The following is a 14,588-nucleotide window of genomic DNA, read 5'->3' as shown; positions in this document are numbered from 1 at the left end:
GGGCGGACGGATCACTCCGCCGGCCGCGACGCCTTTTCCTGAAGCCCGGTCTGCCGGGTCCGGCCTTCGAGTTCGTCCATCACCGCGTCGAGCGGCACTTCGGACGCCTCCAGCACGACGAGCAGATGATAGAGCACGTCGGCCGCTTCCGCCGTCAGATCCCGGGCGTTGTGCTCGGTGGCGGCGATGACGGCCTCGACCGCTTCCTCGCCGAATTTCTTGGCGCAACGCGACGGTCCCTTCGCGACCAGCTTGGCCGTATAGGAACCCGGATCGCCGGAATGGGCGCGATCCCGAATGATCGCGGCCAGATCGGCCAGCGTGAAGTTCGACATGCCCCGTCTCCTCAGCCGTCGAGGCGGACGGGAATGCCGGCCGCCGCCATATGCGACTTCACATCGCCAATCGTGAACTGGCCGAAATGGAACACCGACGCCGCGAGCACGGCGCTGGCATGGCCTTCGATGACGCCGTCGACGAAATGGTCGAGCGCTCCGACGCCGCCCGACGCGATCACCGGGATCGGCACCGCGTCGGCGATCGCCCGCGTCAAGGCGAGATCGAAGCCGTCGCGCGTGCCGTCGCGGTCCATCGAGGTGAGCAGGATCTCGCCGGCGCCCAGCGCCGCGACCTCGATCGCATATTCGATCGCGTCGATGCCGGTTTCCTTGCGGCCGCCATGGGTGAAGATCTCCCAGCGGTCGTGATGGTCGCCATTGCCGCGGCGTTTCGTCTGCTTGGCGTCGATGGCGACGACGATCGCCTGCGCGCCGAACTTCTCAGCGGCACGTGCGACGATCATCCGGTCCGTCACGGCGGCCGAGTTGATCGCCACCTTGTCGGCGCCGGCCAGCATCAGCGCGCGGATATCCTCGACGGCGCGGACGCCGCCGCCGACCGTCACCGGCATGAAGCAGGCCTCGGCCGTGCGCGCCACGACGTCGAGGATGGTGCCGCGGTTCTCGTGCGTCGCCGTGATGTCGAGGAAGCAGAGCTCGTCGGCGCCGGCGGCGTCATAGGCCTTGGCGGCCTCGACGGGGTCACCGGCGTCGATCAGATCGACGAACTGCACACCCTTGACGACTCGGCCGTCATGCACGTCGAGGCAGGGAATGACACGGGTCTTGAGCATCAGGCGGTCTCCCGGGCCTGCTTGATCAGCCGCAGCGCCTCGGCCGGGTCGAGCCGGCCGTCATAGAGGGCGCGGCCGGAGATCGCACCTTCGAGGATTGCGCAATCGGGCTCGAGCAGCCGCTTGACGTCGTCGATCGAGGCGAGGCCGCCGGAGGCGATGACCGGGATCTCGACGGCGCCGGCGAGCGCCAGCGTCGATTCGATGTTGAGGCCCTTCAGCACGCCGTCACGGTCGATGTCGGTGAAGACGATCGCCGCCACGCCGGCATCCTCGAAACGCCGAGCGAGCTCTATCGTCGTCAGCTCGGACGTCTCGGCCCAGCCTTCGACCGCCACCTTGCCGCCGCGCGCGTCGATGCCGACGGCGACCTGGCCGGGATAGGCCCTGCAGGCTTCGCGGACGAGTTCGGGATCGCGGACAGCGATGGTGCCGAGGATGACGCGGGCGATACCCTTGTCGAGCCAGGCCTCGACGCCGGCACGGTCGCGGATGCCGCCACCGAGCTGGACCGGCATCTTGACGGCACCAAGGATCGCCTCGACCGCCGCGCCGTTGACCGGCTGGCCGGCAAAGGCGCCGTTCAGGTCGACCACGTGCAGATATTCGAAGCCCTGGGTCTCGAATTCATGCGCCTGGGCGGCGGGATCGGTATTGAACACCGTCGCCTGCTCCATGTCGCCGAGCTTCAGGCGGACACAGGCGCCATCCTTCAGGTCGATGGCGGGAAAAAGGATCATCAGGGCTTCCACTTCAGGAAGTTGGCGAGAAGGGCGAGACCGAGTTTCTGGCTCTTCTCGGGGTGGAATTGCGTGCCGGCGACATTGCCGGTGGTGACGATGGCCGTGACCGGGCCGCCATAGTCGGCGGTCGCCACGACGTCGCCCGCCTGTTCGGCGAAGAGCTGGTAGCCATGCAGGAAATAGGCATGCCAGCCATCGTCGCCGAGCGCGATGTCGTCGAGGAGGGGATGCGGGGCGGATGCGTTCAGCGTGTTCCAGCCCATATGCGGGATCTTCAGGCGCGGATCGTTCGGCTCGATGCGGCGGACGTCGCCGCGAATGCGGCCGAGGCCCTTGGTGACGCCGTATTCGATGCCGCGCGTCGCCAGCAGCTGCATGCCGACGCAGATGCCGAGGAACGGCCGGCCGCGCGCGTCGATCGCCTCGTTGATCGCCTCGATCATGCCGTCGACGCTGTCGAGATTGGTGCGGCAGTCGGCGAAGGCGCCGTCGCCCGGCAGGACGATGTGATCGGCCTTGGCGACGACCTCCGGCTCGGCGGTAACCACCACCGGGCTCGTCGAGCCGATGCGGGCGGCGGCCAGTTCGAGCGCCTTGGCGGCGGAGCGCAGATTGCCTGCGCCGTAGTCAATGATGGCAATGGTCATCGGACCGTCCCGGGGGTCGGAAAGAGGCCGACAATATCGGCCGAGGAATCGGGTCGCGCCGGGCGGAAGCCGGCAAGACCGGCCGGCCTGGGCCCGTCGCCGGCCGGCGACGCGTCGGCGAAACGGTGGAAGAAGCGGATCTCGGCCTCGTCCCGCGAACGGGCCTCGACGAGGCCCTGCTCGGTGAAGCGACGCCGGTTCAGAGTCCAGCGCAGCAGCGTGGCGCCCTCGAAACCGAGGAACAAGGCGCCGAGCAGGCCGAGCGCCGTCGCGGTCGGCGCGCCGAGAAACCGCCCGGCGAGCTCGATTGCGACGAGGTAGAGCGCATAAAAGCAGAGCACCACCCACATGCGACGGTACAGCATCCAGACCACCGGGATCAGGAATGCCGGCCACGAGAACCCGTCCCTGACGAAGATCATGCGGTCGGCCTCGTCCAGCCCGCCAGTCGCGGAAACAGGCGGCGCGAGCACGGTGTAGATCGTCATGACGCCCTCTCAGTCGCCGAGCTTGCCCTTGGTCGACGGCACACGGTCGGCCTGGCGCGGATCGATCGACGCGGCAGTCCGCAGCGTGCGCGCCACCGCCTTGAAGCAGGTCTCGGCAATATGATGGTTGTTGTCGCCGTAGAGGTTCTCGATATGCAGCGTGATGCCGGCGTTCTGGGCGAAGGCCTGGAAGAATTCCCTGAACAGCTCGGTATCGAAATCGCCGACCTTGTCGCGCGTGAACTCGACCTTCCAGACCAGATAGGGCCGGCCGGACACGTCGATGGCGCAGCGCGTCAGCGCCTCGTCCATGGCGAGGTGGGTGTCGGCATAGCGGGTGATGCCGCGCATCTCGCCGAGCGCCTTCCGGAGCGCCTGGCCGATGGCGATGCCGACATCCTCGACCGTGTGATGCTGGTCGATATGCAGGTCACCCTTGCAGCGGACGGTCAGGTCGAGGAGGCCGTGGCGGGCCAGCTGATCGAGCATATGATCGAAGAAGCCGACACCGGTGGCGATGTCGGAGCGGCCGCTGCCGTCGAGATCCAGCGTCACCGCGATCTCGGTTTCCTTCGTCTTGCGCTCGATCGTGGCGCTACGCATATCGCATTCCTTCTTGGTCCGCCTTGCTCGGGACAGCCGGCTTTTATCAGGCGTTTCCATGTAACGCCATAAGGTTGAGCAAGCCTTTGCATCGACGGACGACGCGCCTACATAAGACGCTCTAGCCAACAGGGATCGCCGCGGGGCCTCAAGGGACCAAGGCGATCCGCCACGAAAGCAGATCATGACACATTCCCAGAACGAGAGCCCCTATGCGCCTTGGCACGGGACGACGATCATCACCGTTCGCAAGGGCGACAAGGTGGTCATCGCCGGCGACGGCCAGGTGTCACTCGGCCAGACCGTCATCAAGCATACGGCCCGCAAGGTCCGCCCGCTCGGCAAAGGCGACGTGATCGCCGGCTTCGCCGGCTCGACCGCCGATGCCTTTACGCTCTTCGAGCGCCTCGAGGCCAAGCTGGAGCAATATCCCGGACAATTGACGCGCGCCTGCGTCGAGCTCGCCAAGGACTGGCGCACCGACCGCTATCTGCGCCATCTCGAGGCGATGATGCTGGTCGCCGACAAGTCCACCAGCCTGGTCCTGACCGGCAATGGCGACGTGCTGGAGCCGGAAGGCGGCGTCATGGGCATCGGCTCCGGCGGTAATTACGCCCTCGCCGCCGCCCGCGCGCTCATTGACACCGACATGACCGCCGAACAGGTCGCCCGCAAGGCGATGGCGATCGCCGCCGAGATCTGCGTCTACACCAACACCAGTGTCACGCTCGAACAGCTCGACGCCGTCTGAGCGGACAGGACATCCCATGACCAATTTCTCTCCCCGCGAGATCGTCTCCGAGCTCGACCGCTACATCATCGGCCAGAACGACGCCAAGCGCGCCGTTGCCATCGCCCTTCGCAACCGCTGGCGCCGCCAGCAGCTCGAAGGCACGATGCGCGAAGAAGTGCTGCCGAAGAACATCCTGATGATCGGGCCGACCGGCGTCGGCAAGACCGAGATCTCGCGCCGGCTCGCCCGGCTCGCCGGTGCGCCTTTCCTGAAGGTCGAGGCGACCAAGTTCACCGAGGTCGGCTATGTCGGCCGCGACGTCGAGCAGATCATCCGCGACCTGGTCGAGGTCGGCATCAGCCTAACCCGCGAGAAGAAGCGCAAGGACGTCGAGGCCAAGGCCCATCTCTCGGCCGAGGAACGCGTGCTGAACGCGCTTGTCGGCGAGAGCGCCAGCCCGGCGACCCGCGAGAGCTTCCGCAAGAAGCTGCGCGCCAACGAGCTGGACGACAAGGAAATCGAGATTCAGGTCCGCGACCAGTCCGGCGGCCTGCCGCAGTTCGACGTTCCCGGCATGCCGGGCGCCTCGATCGGCGTCATGAACATCGGCGACATGCTCGGCAAGGCCTTCGGCGGCAAAACCAAGACGCGGCGCGTCACGGTCAAGGACAGCTACAAGGTGCTGATCGACGAGGAGTCCGACAAGCTGCTCGACGACGAGCAGCTGACGGCCGAGGCGATCCATATCGTCGAGAATGACGGCATCGTCTTCCTGGACGAGATCGACAAGATCTGCGCCCGCGAGGGCCGGGCCGGCGATGTTTCCCGTGAAGGCGTGCAGCGCGATCTTCTACCCTTGATTGAAGGAACAACGGTCGCAACCAAGTACGGACCGGTGAAGACGGATCACATCCTGTTCATCGCGTCGGGCGCCTTCCACATCGCCAAGCCGTCCGACCTGCTGCCGGAATTGCAGGGCCGACTGCCGATCCGCGTCGAGTTGCAGGCGCTGACCCAGGCCGATTTCCGCCAGATCCTGACCGAACCGGAAGCGAGCCTGATCAAGCAGTATGTGGCGCTGCTGCAGACCGAAGGCGTCAACCTGGTCATCGCCGAGGATGCGATCGACGCCATCGCCCGCATCGCGGTCGAGGTGAACGGCTCGGTCGAGAATATCGGCGCGCGCCGCCTGCAGACGGTGATGGAGCGGATTCTCGACGAGATCAGCTTCTCGGCCCCCGATCGCTCCGGCGATACGGTGACGATCGACGCCGCCTATATCGAGGCGCATATCGGCGATCTCTCGCGCAATATCGACCTGTCGCGCTACATCCTCTGACGCCAATTGCGGCCCCGCCCTGCCCTTGCTGGCGGGGCCGCAACACCTCCCGGGGGCTTTATCCGCGCCACTGTGGCCGAGAAGCCGTTTTCGACGGCCGATTTCCGATGCTATAAGCCCGGATCGGCCGATCCGTCACGGGTGCGGTCTTTCGTTCGACCGACGGATCGCTTCCCATGCGCCTGCTGCGTAGCGCCTTGCTCGCCACTCTCGTCCTTGCAACCGCCCTGCCCGCGCTGGCAGCCGCCGTCGTGGCACCCGCCGGCAATCGCTCGGCCGAGCAACCGACGATCGACATGAGCTCGATCAAGCGGGCCGGTGAGACGAAGGAAAGTTTCGACGCTAAATATCGCCGGATCTACGCGCTGCTGCAGCGTGACAAGACCCTGATCCGTTCGATCAAGCGCGCCGCCAAGACCTATGGCGTCGACCCGGTCCACCTGATCGGCGCGATCATCGGCGAGCATACCTACAATGTCGGCGGTCTCGACAGCGCCCAGTCCTACTACGTCAAGGCGCTGGCCTATCTCGGCACCAAGGATCTCGCCTTCGGCTACAAGGGTGAAAGCGTCACCGATTTCGTCGCCCGGCCGGAATTCGACGGCTGCGACAACCTGAAGTCGTCCTACGACCTCTGGACCTGCCGCGAGGACGTCTGGGACGCAGAATTCCGCGGCAAGACGGTCGACGGCAAGTCGTTCCCGCGCGACCGCTTCTCCAAGGTGTTCTTCCAGCCGCTCTACGCCGGCCAGACCTTCGGCCTCGGCCAGATCAACCCACTGACGGCGCTGACCGTCACCGACATCGTGCACAAGAAGAGCGGCCTGCCGCTGCTCAGCGCCGAGCAGGCGCCGCAGCTCTACCAGGCGATCATGGATCCCAACATGTCGCTCGACTACATGGCGGCGATCATCCGCCTGTCGATCGATGTCTATCGCGACACGGCCGGTGTCGACATCTCGAACAATCCCGGCATCACCGCGACGCTCTACAATGTCGGCGACGTCAAGGTCCGCGCCCGCGCGCTCGCGGCCGAGCGCAAGCGCAACAAGAACGCGATGCCGCAGGAGAACTACTATGGCTGGCTGGTCAACGACCGGCAAGACGAGTTGCGTAAGCTGCTCTGAGGCGCGGGCGCGCCGCTATTTCAGGGTCGGCAAATCGAGCGCGTGCTCGGTCCGCAGCGCCCGGCGCGCGGTGTCGCGATCCGTGGCGTCATGAAGCGCCTTCTTCAGTTCCTGCAGGGATTTGACGCTCAGATTGCCGATCTCGGCGGCGAGGAGATGAGCGAGTTCGGTCGCCTCCGGCGCCAGCCCGGCCGTCTCGACGGTGACACGCGGATGCGAGCGTTCGGCAAGCCGCTGCAATTCCTCCGCCTCGTCCCAGATCACGTTGAAATAGGCGATGATGCGCTGGACCATGAACCAGCTCGGACTGCCGCGCCGGCCATGCTCGAGCGCCGAGAGGTAGGAGCTGGAAACGCCGAGCTTCTCGGCCATGTCCTTCAGCGACAGACCGCGCTCGTCGCGCATTTCGCGCAGGCGCTGGCCGAACGGCGTCATGCGATGCCTGCCTTGTGGGCCGTCCGCTTCTTGCGGATCCGCACATAGAGCGCGCCGCCGCCGCCATGGCTGCGATGCGCCTCCTCGAAACCGATGACGATGCCGCGCAGGCCAGGCTCGGCCAGCCATTGCGGCACGCGCCGGCGCAAGACACCGCGCTCGGTCATGCCGAACGGATCCTCGCCGGTTGCCTTGCCCTTGCCGGTGATGACGATGACCAGCTTGGCGCCGCGCGCCTGGGCATCGACCAGGAAGCCGCGCAGCCGGTCATGCGCATCCATCTGGGTCAGGCCATGCAGGTCGATGCGGCCGTCGATCTCGATCGTCCCGCGCGCGACGCGGGTCAGCGTGCGCCGTTCGATCGGATGCAGGGCCGGCGGCGGCGCCGGCTTGGTCGCCTTGGCGATCTTGGTCCCCGCCCCGACCGGCTTCGCCAGCTCCGCCTGCAACGACTGCGGCTCGGCGACCGGAGCCAGCGGCGGCTCGGGCATGACATCTTCCGCCCGTAGCGGCGCGACGGTTCGCGCCACCGTGGCCCAGAGCGTCCGCTCCTCGCCCGAAAGACTGCGCTTGCGGCGTGTCATGACCGGCCCCGCGGCGCCAGGACGACGAAATCGCCCGCGGCCTGCATCCGGCCGGCGATCCGTCCCGCCTCGTCGCCCGATCCGAAGAAGATGTCGCCGCGCGCCGGTCCGAGAATGGCCGAGCCGGTATCCTGTGCCATCATCAGGCGCTGCAAGGCTCCGCCCCCTTCCGCCGGCGGCAGCCGGGTATCGATCCAGATCGGGGCGTGGAACGTGTGCAGCGTGCGATCGACGGCGAGGCTCCGACCCGCCGTCAGCGGCACCTTGGCAGCCGCGATCGGACCGAGCGCAGGATCCTGCACGGCAGCCTCGCGAAAGAAGATGAACGAGCGGTTCTGCCAGATCACGTCGGACACCTGGTCCGGATGCGTCGCGAACCATTGGCGGATCGACTGCATGGTGACGCTGCCCTTCGGCAGCGCGCCCCGTTCGATCAGCACGCGGCCGACAGGCGTGTAGGCATGGCCAGACTTTGCCGAATAGGTGATGCGGAGCAGACCGCCATCCGGCAGGCGCAGCCGTGCCGCACCCTGGATATGCACGAACAGCGCGTCGATGCGATCGGCGAGAAAGGCGAGTTCGAGGCCACGCCCGGAAAGCGCGCCGCGCTCGATCTCGCCGCGGTCGAAATAGGGCTCGAACCCCTGCCCCGTCTGACGCGCGAACCGCATGCCCGGTTCCAGACCGGGTGGCGGGTTCGCCTCGTCGATCTCGACGAGCTCCGGCGGCCGCGCATAGAGCGGAACGGCGAAATCCGGCGTAGGGACCAGCGACGCCGCTACTTCGGGTTCATAGAATCCGGTGAAAAAGCCGCTCTCGCTGGGCTCCTGCACGCGCATCGGCACGAAATGCTGCTCGAAGAAGCGCCGCGCGCTGTCGCCATCCAGATCGGCGGGCATGCTGGCGGCGATGGCGGCGATCTGCGCCAGCGCGTCGCCGTCTATGCCAATCGCCCTCGTCTTCGGAGGATGGATGGCGGCGTATTCGGCGCTTCGATGGAAAGCGCGCCACGCCGCCGCATGGTCGTCAGCCCGCCACCCCTCCAGCGCGTCGAAGGGGATCGGCACGAGCCGGGTGTTCGTTTCCGTCGGCACAACGCGGTTTCCCGGTCATTCAACGGTTTCGGTCGCCACCAATAGCCAGTTCGGGTCTCGGGACGACACGTCGCGAGCAAAGGTCCAGATATCGGTGACGTCGGCGATGTGCACGGGATCGCCATCGACGACCTCGCCGCCCTTGTCGCGCGTCGCGGAGATCAGCTTGGAGACGAACTTGACCGAGACCTGGGCCGTGCCGCTCTTCATTGCGGCGTCGACCATCTCGACCTTCTCAAAGCCGACGAAATTGAACTCGACCGTCTCGCCGCGCGCCTCGCGCTCGGAAATCGCGCCGGCAAAGCCGTCATAGACCTCGCGGCCGAGCAGCGGCTTCAAGGCCTTGCGATCGCCCTGGGCGAAAGCGGTGACGATCATCTCATAGGCGGTGCGGGCGCCATCGATGAATTGCTGCGGATCGAAATTGCGGTCGGCCGCGATGATCGCTGCCAGCGCGGTGGCGAGCGGCGTTCCGGCGGGCGCGATCGCGGCGATGCGCTGATCCTCGCCCGCAGTCGCGGGCTGCGCCGCTGCGGCGGCATCGTCATTCGCCGTCGGGCGTCGCGGCAGGCTGACGACCTTGTCGCTGGCGGCCGCCTCCGGCTCGCTCGCCTTGCGACGGGTGAACGGGTCGAAGGGCGGGCGCTCGCTGCCCGTGCGCTGACCCAGCACGCTGCGCAGCTTGAAGAAGATCACCACCGCGAGGACGAGGAAGATCAGCGTATAGATGTCGACGAAGCCGTTCATGCCGAAGGCATCCTGTCCTATTCTGGGGGGCCCATGAGACCGGCGTGTGAACCGGATATGCGCGTTCGAGCGATCATGGACCCAATGTGGTAATCGTTGGGCGTCGATCCAAGTCCGTCAAGGGCACAATGCCAGCTAGGCCAGCGCTTCGTGCTTCCGACGGACTTCGTACAGCGCTTGTATCACTGAGACGGAAGTGTTAGCGAGCCCACTTGTCAAGATCAGGCCATTCGGCCGATTGTCCCAGGGGAGCCGCCTTTATGGCCGATGAAAACGAAAACGGCGCGGGCCAGCTCGCCCAGCCGAACCTTTCGATCCTGCTGCAGTATGTGAAGGATCTTTCCTTCGAAAATCCGGGTGCGCCCCGCTCGCTCGGTCCGCGCCGCACGGCTCCAAACATCAATATCGGCATCAATGTCGGCGCCACCCCGCTGGACGGCGACGACTACGAGATCGAGCTTCGCCTCGAAGGCCGCGCCACCGATGGCGACCAGGCCATCTTCGTTGCCGAGTTGGTCTATGCCGGCGTTTTCCGCGTCTCGAACGTACCGCAGGAAAACCTCGCACCGATCCTGATGATCGAATGCCCGCGCCTGCTGTTCCCGTTCGCGCGCCAGATCCTGGCCGACATGACCCGCAATGGCGGTTTCCCGCCGCTGCTGGTCGATCCGGTCGATTTCACCCAGCTCTACCGTCAGCGTCTGATGGAAATGGCCGCTGCCCAGCAGGGATCGCGCCCGAGCTGATATCGTCGGCCTCCGCCGAAGGCGGCGGCCGCGAAACAGCCCATTGAAAGAGCTCCTGAGCCGGCCGGTTCAGGAGCTTTTTGTTTGAGCGTCTTCAAGCGAAGTGCGTGCCCGTTCGCGTGAAAGAAGACGCGGTTACCAGGAATTGTCGACCTCAGGCCGGCTCGACTTCCTCGGGCAGATAATTCTTCCAGAGCGCGCCGTCGCCCATTTTGGCGATAAAGGCGCGATGCGCCGCCTGCTCCTCCGCCGTGACGCGGAACGGACGCGGCACCGGCCGCTGCTGCGGCGGCGCCACAATGACCAGACCGCCATCATCCCGGACCTCGGAGGCAACTTCAGGGACCAGAACGAGATCGGGCTGGCGACCGCCGATCAGCTCCAGATAGACCTCGGCCAGCAGCACGGAGTCGATGAGACCGCCGTGCACGGTGCGCTTGCTGGAGTCGATGCCGTAACGCGAACAGAGCGCGTCGAGCGAATTCGGCCCCATCGGATGCTTGCGCCGGGCCAGCGCGAGCGTGTCGATTACCCGCTCTGGCCCGATTGGCGGCTTGCCCAGCCGGGCGAACTCCGCATTGATGAAGCCGATATCGAAGCTCGCATTGTGGGCGATCAGCGTCGCATCGCCGATGAACTCGATGAAATCGTCGACGAGTGCGCTGAAGACCGGCTTGTCGGCGAGGAATTCATCCGACAAACCGTGCACCCGGAACGCCTCGACCGGCATGGACCGCTCGGGATTGATGTAGATATGGAAATCGCGGCCCGTGGGCAGATGGTTGAACAGTTCGACCGCGCCGATTTCGACCAGCCGATCGCCCTTCAACGGTTCGAGGCCGGTCGTTTCCGTATCAAAGACGATTTCGCGCAACGCTCTGCTCCGCTTCAACGCTAAGGGGATGGTGACGCCGCCGGAGGGGCAACGCAACCGCTTCGGCATCAGCCACGATGCGACCGCGCCGCGGCGGTCGCCGCCAGCGCCCGCACGATATCGGTGACGGTCGCCGCGGCCGCTTCCTTGCTGCCGCCCGTCTCGACGACGAAATGCGCCCGCCGCCGCTTTTCGGCGTCCGGCATCTGCCGGGCCAGGATGGTGGCGAACCGCTCCGGCGTCATGCCCGGGCGCTCCAGCACCCGCGCTGCCTGGATATCGGCCGGCGCGCTGACGACGACGACGACATCGACCCGCTTCTCGCCGCCCGTCTCGAACAATAGCGGCACGTCGAGGATGAACATCGACCGGCCCTGCCGGCGCGCCTCTGCCATGCTTTCCGCCTCGACGGCCTGCACCATCGGATGGACGATCGCCTCCAGCTCCGGCAAGGCGGACGGCTCAGCCGCCAGAATGGCGGCAAGGCGGGTCCGATCGACCATGCCGTCACAGATCGCATCTGGAAACCGCGCTCCGACCGCCGGCACGGCCGGCCCGCGATAGAGCGCATGGACGACGGCATCGGCGTCGTGCAGCACGGCGCCCTGCGCGGCGAACACCCGGGCGGTCGTCGATTTGCCCATGCCGATCGAGCCGGTGACGCCGATGACGATCACGCCGCGTTCCCCTCCTCCACGACACCCATATCTGCCAGGATCAGGCGCCGCAGTTCCGACGTGACCGCCGGCCGCTTGCCGAACCAGCGTTCGAAGCCCGGAACCGCCTGATGCAGCAACATGCCGAGACCGTCGACCGTCCGCAGGCCGCGATCGCGCGCGACCCGGAGCAGCGGCGTCTCCAGCGGAACATAGACGATATCGGTAACGAGAAGCGTGTCCTTCGCCGCGCCGAGATCGATCACGAGCGGCGGCTGGCCCTCCATCCCGAGCGACGTGGTATTGACCAGCAAGGTTGCTTCCGGCAGCAGGCGAGGGAGATCCTCCCAGCCGGCTGGCCGAACCACGGAACCGAAACGATCGGCCATCGCCTCGGCACGGTCGCGCGTACGGTTGACGACATGGATCGGCGCGAAACCGCGCGCCTTCAGCGCCCAGATCACGGCGCGCGCGGCGCCGCCGGCACCAAGCACGATCGCCGGGCCGGGATTGGCGTCGAAGCCCGGCGCACGCTGGTCGAGATTGGCGACGAAGCCTTCGGCATCGGTGTTGGAACCGAAGAGCTTGCCGTCCTCCAGCCAGATCGTGTTGACGGCGCCGAGCGCTGTTGCCACGGCATCGGCATGATCGACCGATCCGAAGGCCACTTCCTTGTGCGGGACGGTGACGTTGCAGCCGATGAAGGGCCCGCTGGCAAAACCGGCAAAAAAAGCGGACGCCTGCTCCGGCTCGACGGGATGGCGAACATAGTCTCCGGCGAGGCCAAGCTCAGCCAGCCAGTAGCGATGGATGATCGGCGATCTCGAATGCTTGACCGGCCAGCCGATGACGCAAGCGGTCGGCACGGCAGGCTTCGGCGCGGCGGAATTCGTCATGGTGCCTCGTCAGGACGGAAGAACACCGCGCCGGCGCAATTCGGCCAGAAGCGGCAGAAGGGGAAGTCCGAGAATGCTGAAATAGTCGCCTTCGATCACCGAGAACAACTGGATTCCGACACCTTCCAGCAGATAGGCGCCGACGGACCACAGCGCCGTCTCGCCGGCTTCGTCCAGATAGTGCTCGATCGCCGCCTCTGTCAGCGGCCGCATCGTCAGGCTGGCGGTGCTGACATGTTCCCAGACGATCTCGCTGTCCTCCGCCAGTACCACCGCCGTTCGCAGCCGATGGGTCCGGCCGGCGAGCGCGGCGATCTGGGCAGCCGCCGCCGCGCGATCGGCCGGCTTGACGAAGCGCTGGCCATCGAGATCCAAAACCTGGTCGCCGCCGAGTACCAGCCTGCCCGGCGCCGCGATTGCCAGAGCCTTGGCGCGCGCCAGCGCCAGGGCGATCTCGGTCGGCGTGGCGCCGGCGGAAAGCAGCGGCGCCTCCAGAGCGCGCTCGTCGACGCCGGGCGACAGTGCCTCGAAAGTGAGGCCAGCATTGCGGAGGAGGGCGATGCGGGTCGAACTGGTGGATGCCAGGATCAGGGTCATGCGAGGAAACCATCCCGGGAAGAAGCATCCTTGACGCTTCCCGCCTGCTTGTTGCGAAGCGCCAGGATGGCGGCGGCGGTTTCCTCGATCGAACGGCGCGTCACGTCGATCACGGGCCAACCCTTGCGCGCACAGATCTTGCGCGTCGCCGCGATCTCGTTGGCGACGGCGGCGCGGTCGACATAGGGATCGTCCTCGCCGAATGTTGCGTTCGACAACACCCGGTTCTCGCGCATCTGTACGATGCGGTCCGGCGTTGCGACGAGGGCGACGATCAACGGCTTGGTCACCGCCTCAAGTTCGAGTGGCAGGCCGATCCCCGGCACGATCGGGATATTGGCGGTGCGAACACCGCGATTGGCCAGATAGATGCTGGTTGGCGTCTTCGATGTCCGGCTGACACCAATGATGACGATCTCGGCCAGGTCGAGATCCTCCGGCAGCTGGCCATCATCATGCATCATCGTGAAGGTGAGGGCCTCGATGCGGCGGAAATAGTCGCCGTCCAGCGAATGCTGCGCGCCGACCCGGCCCTGGCTCGAGGCGCCGAGGTAGGACTGGAATACTTGCAGCACCGGATCGAGCACCGAGAAACAGGGCACGCCGATGTTCCGGCAACCCTGTTCGAGCATCGCCGCCATCACCCGGTCGACCAGCGTGTAGAGAACGATGCCCGGTTCCTGCTCGATCTCGACGAGCAGGTGGTCGATCTGCTTCGGCGCACGCACCATGGAATGCATGTGTTCGATCACCGAAACGCCGGGATACTGCGCCGAAGCGGCCCTGCCGACCGTCAGCAACGTCTCGCCCGTCGCATCCGAAATCAGATGCAAATGCAGGTGCCGGAGCTCGTTCTTCACACTGTCATCCCCAGGGCTGTGGATACGGACGGGATAAGTCGGCCTCGCGGCGTCCGTTGACCGACTTGTCCCCGATCAGCCAAAAATGATCAACAGCGGCTGGTCCTGGGGACAATGAATCCGGGCCTGTCGAGAGCAACGGGAATTAACGATTTATTAACCAACACCTTAACGGGATATTAACAGCCAGATCCGGATCGTTCGAATTGGAAGTACCCGGTAAAATGCAAGCTGAAACAAATAGATAGAACGAAACAAACAGCGATTTTCCCCAGCCATCCTCAACC

At 65.9% G+C, this 14,588-nt stretch carries 19 protein-coding genes; 4 read left to right on the top strand and 15 right to left on the bottom strand.

Translation table 11 applies throughout. The features are described from left to right. Positions 1-11: 11 nt before the first annotated feature. Genes G342_RS0106090 through hisB form a run of 6 tightly spaced genes read right to left on the bottom strand, consistent with a single transcriptional unit; the run spans position 12 to position 3,613 of the window. Positions 12-335 carry a phosphoribosyl-ATP diphosphatase gene (locus G342_RS0106090; RefSeq protein WP_018182223.1) on the bottom strand — a complete coding sequence of 108 codons (324 nt, stop codon included), beginning with the start codon at positions 333-335 and terminating at the stop codon, positions 12-14. Positions 336-346: 11 nt separating this feature from the next. Next, on the bottom strand, positions 347-1,132 hold the full coding sequence (gene hisF, locus G342_RS0106085) for an imidazole glycerol phosphate synthase subunit HisF (protein ID WP_018182222.1): 786 nt from the start codon (positions 1,130-1,132) through the stop codon (positions 347-349). Continuing rightward, positions 1,132-1,872, bottom strand: coding sequence for a 1-(5-phosphoribosyl)-5-[(5-phosphoribosylamino)methylideneamino]imidazole-4-carboxamide isomerase (gene hisA / locus G342_RS0106080; RefSeq protein WP_018182221.1), 741 nt, complete (start codon positions 1,870-1,872; stop codon positions 1,132-1,134). The genes hisF and hisA overlap by 1 nt, the downstream gene beginning before the upstream one ends. Further along, complete coding sequence (hisH, locus tag G342_RS0106075; protein WP_018182220.1) at positions 1,872-2,522, bottom strand: imidazole glycerol phosphate synthase subunit HisH; 651 nt, start codon at positions 2,520-2,522, stop codon at positions 1,872-1,874. Before hisH ends, hisA begins: the two co-directional genes overlap by 1 nt. Further along, a complete protein-coding gene (locus tag G342_RS0106070) occupies positions 2,519-3,010 on the bottom strand; it encodes a DUF2628 domain-containing protein (RefSeq protein WP_018182219.1) in 492 nt (163 codons plus the stop codon). The genes hisH and G342_RS0106070 overlap by 4 nt, the downstream gene beginning before the upstream one ends. A gap of 9 nt (positions 3,011-3,019) precedes the next feature. Beyond that, entirely contained in the window at positions 3,020-3,613 is a 594-nt protein-coding gene (hisB, locus tag G342_RS0106065) for an imidazoleglycerol-phosphate dehydratase HisB (RefSeq protein WP_018182218.1), read from the bottom strand. Between the two features lie 184 nt (positions 3,614-3,797). Here hisB and hslV point away from each other — a divergent pair, with 184 nt between their 5' ends. The 3 genes from hslV (at position 3,798) to G342_RS0106050 (ending at position 6,812) form a co-directional block, all read left to right on the top strand. Then, a complete protein-coding gene (gene hslV, locus G342_RS0106060) occupies positions 3,798-4,364 on the top strand; it encodes an ATP-dependent protease subunit HslV (protein ID WP_018182217.1) in 567 nt (188 codons plus the stop codon). Between the two features lie 16 nt (positions 4,365-4,380). Next, positions 4,381-5,685, top strand: a complete 1,305-nt coding sequence (hslU, locus tag G342_RS0106055) for an ATP-dependent protease ATPase subunit HslU (RefSeq protein ID WP_018182216.1) — start codon at positions 4,381-4,383, stop codon at positions 5,683-5,685. 176 nt (positions 5,686-5,861) lie between these two features. Further along, complete coding sequence (locus G342_RS0106050) at positions 5,862-6,812, top strand: DUF1402 family protein (protein ID WP_018182215.1); 951 nt, start codon at positions 5,862-5,864, stop codon at positions 6,810-6,812. Between the two features lie 15 nt (positions 6,813-6,827). Here G342_RS0106050 and G342_RS23410 read toward each other — a convergent pair whose 3' ends face one another. From G342_RS23410 to G342_RS0106030, 4 genes are read right to left on the bottom strand one after another with little or no spacing between them, the layout of a single operon-like run. Next, positions 6,828-7,247: a helix-turn-helix domain-containing protein gene (locus tag G342_RS23410; protein ID WP_018182214.1), complete on the bottom strand. Its 420-nt coding sequence runs from the start codon at positions 7,245-7,247 to the stop codon at positions 6,828-6,830. Continuing rightward, positions 7,244-7,831, bottom strand: coding sequence for a Smr/MutS family protein (locus G342_RS0106040; protein WP_018182213.1), 588 nt, complete (start codon positions 7,829-7,831; stop codon positions 7,244-7,246). The genes G342_RS23410 and G342_RS0106040 overlap by 4 nt, the downstream gene beginning before the upstream one ends. Next, positions 7,828-8,925, bottom strand: a complete 1,098-nt coding sequence (mltA, locus tag G342_RS0106035; RefSeq protein WP_018182212.1) for a murein transglycosylase A — start codon at positions 8,923-8,925, stop codon at positions 7,828-7,830. The genes G342_RS0106040 and mltA overlap by 4 nt, the downstream gene beginning before the upstream one ends. Before the next feature lie 15 nt (positions 8,926-8,940). Continuing rightward, on the bottom strand, positions 8,941-9,672 hold the full coding sequence (locus G342_RS0106030) for a Tim44/TimA family putative adaptor protein (RefSeq protein WP_018182211.1): 732 nt from the start codon (positions 9,670-9,672) through the stop codon (positions 8,941-8,943). Positions 9,673-9,932: 260 nt separating this feature from the next. On the opposite strand from G342_RS0106030, the gene secB reads away from it, so the two are divergent. Further along, on the top strand, positions 9,933-10,418 hold the full coding sequence (gene secB / locus G342_RS0106025) for a protein-export chaperone SecB (RefSeq protein WP_018182210.1): 486 nt from the start codon (positions 9,933-9,935) through the stop codon (positions 10,416-10,418). A 154-nt stretch (positions 10,419-10,572) separates the two neighbouring features. Here secB and dnaQ read toward each other — a convergent pair whose 3' ends face one another. The 5 genes from dnaQ to G342_RS0106000 all read right to left on the bottom strand — a co-directional run bounded on the left by dnaQ (position 10,573) and on the right by G342_RS0106000 (position 14,301). Continuing rightward, positions 10,573-11,292 (bottom strand): DNA polymerase III subunit epsilon, encoded by a 720-nt coding sequence (dnaQ, locus tag G342_RS0106020; RefSeq protein ID WP_018182209.1) that lies wholly within the window; start codon positions 11,290-11,292, stop codon positions 10,573-10,575. A 68-nt stretch (positions 11,293-11,360) separates the two neighbouring features. Continuing rightward, the gene (gene coaE / locus G342_RS0106015) at positions 11,361-11,969 is read right to left on the bottom strand and encodes a dephospho-CoA kinase (RefSeq protein ID WP_018182208.1); all 609 of its coding nucleotides are present in this window, start codon (positions 11,967-11,969) and stop codon (positions 11,361-11,363) included. After that, complete coding sequence (locus G342_RS0106010; protein ID WP_018182207.1) at positions 11,966-12,844, bottom strand: shikimate dehydrogenase; 879 nt, start codon at positions 12,842-12,844, stop codon at positions 11,966-11,968. The genes coaE and G342_RS0106010 overlap by 4 nt, the downstream gene beginning before the upstream one ends. A gap of 9 nt (positions 12,845-12,853) precedes the next feature. Then, a complete protein-coding gene (locus G342_RS0106005; protein ID WP_018182206.1) occupies positions 12,854-13,441 on the bottom strand; it encodes a Maf family protein in 588 nt (195 codons plus the stop codon). Beyond that, a complete protein-coding gene (locus tag G342_RS0106000) occupies positions 13,438-14,301 on the bottom strand; it encodes a pyruvate, water dikinase regulatory protein (protein WP_018182205.1) in 864 nt (287 codons plus the stop codon). Before G342_RS0106000 ends, G342_RS0106005 begins: the two co-directional genes overlap by 4 nt. Positions 14,302-14,588: the final 287 nt, after the last annotated feature.

Origin of the sequence: Kaistia granuli DSM 23481 (genome assembly GCF_000380505.1) — a bacterium.
GTDB lineage: Bacteria > Pseudomonadota > Alphaproteobacteria > Rhizobiales > Kaistiaceae > Kaistia > Kaistia granuli.
Note: the sequence above shows the minus strand (reverse complement) of the source record. Positions and strands in the feature narration are given on the sequence as shown.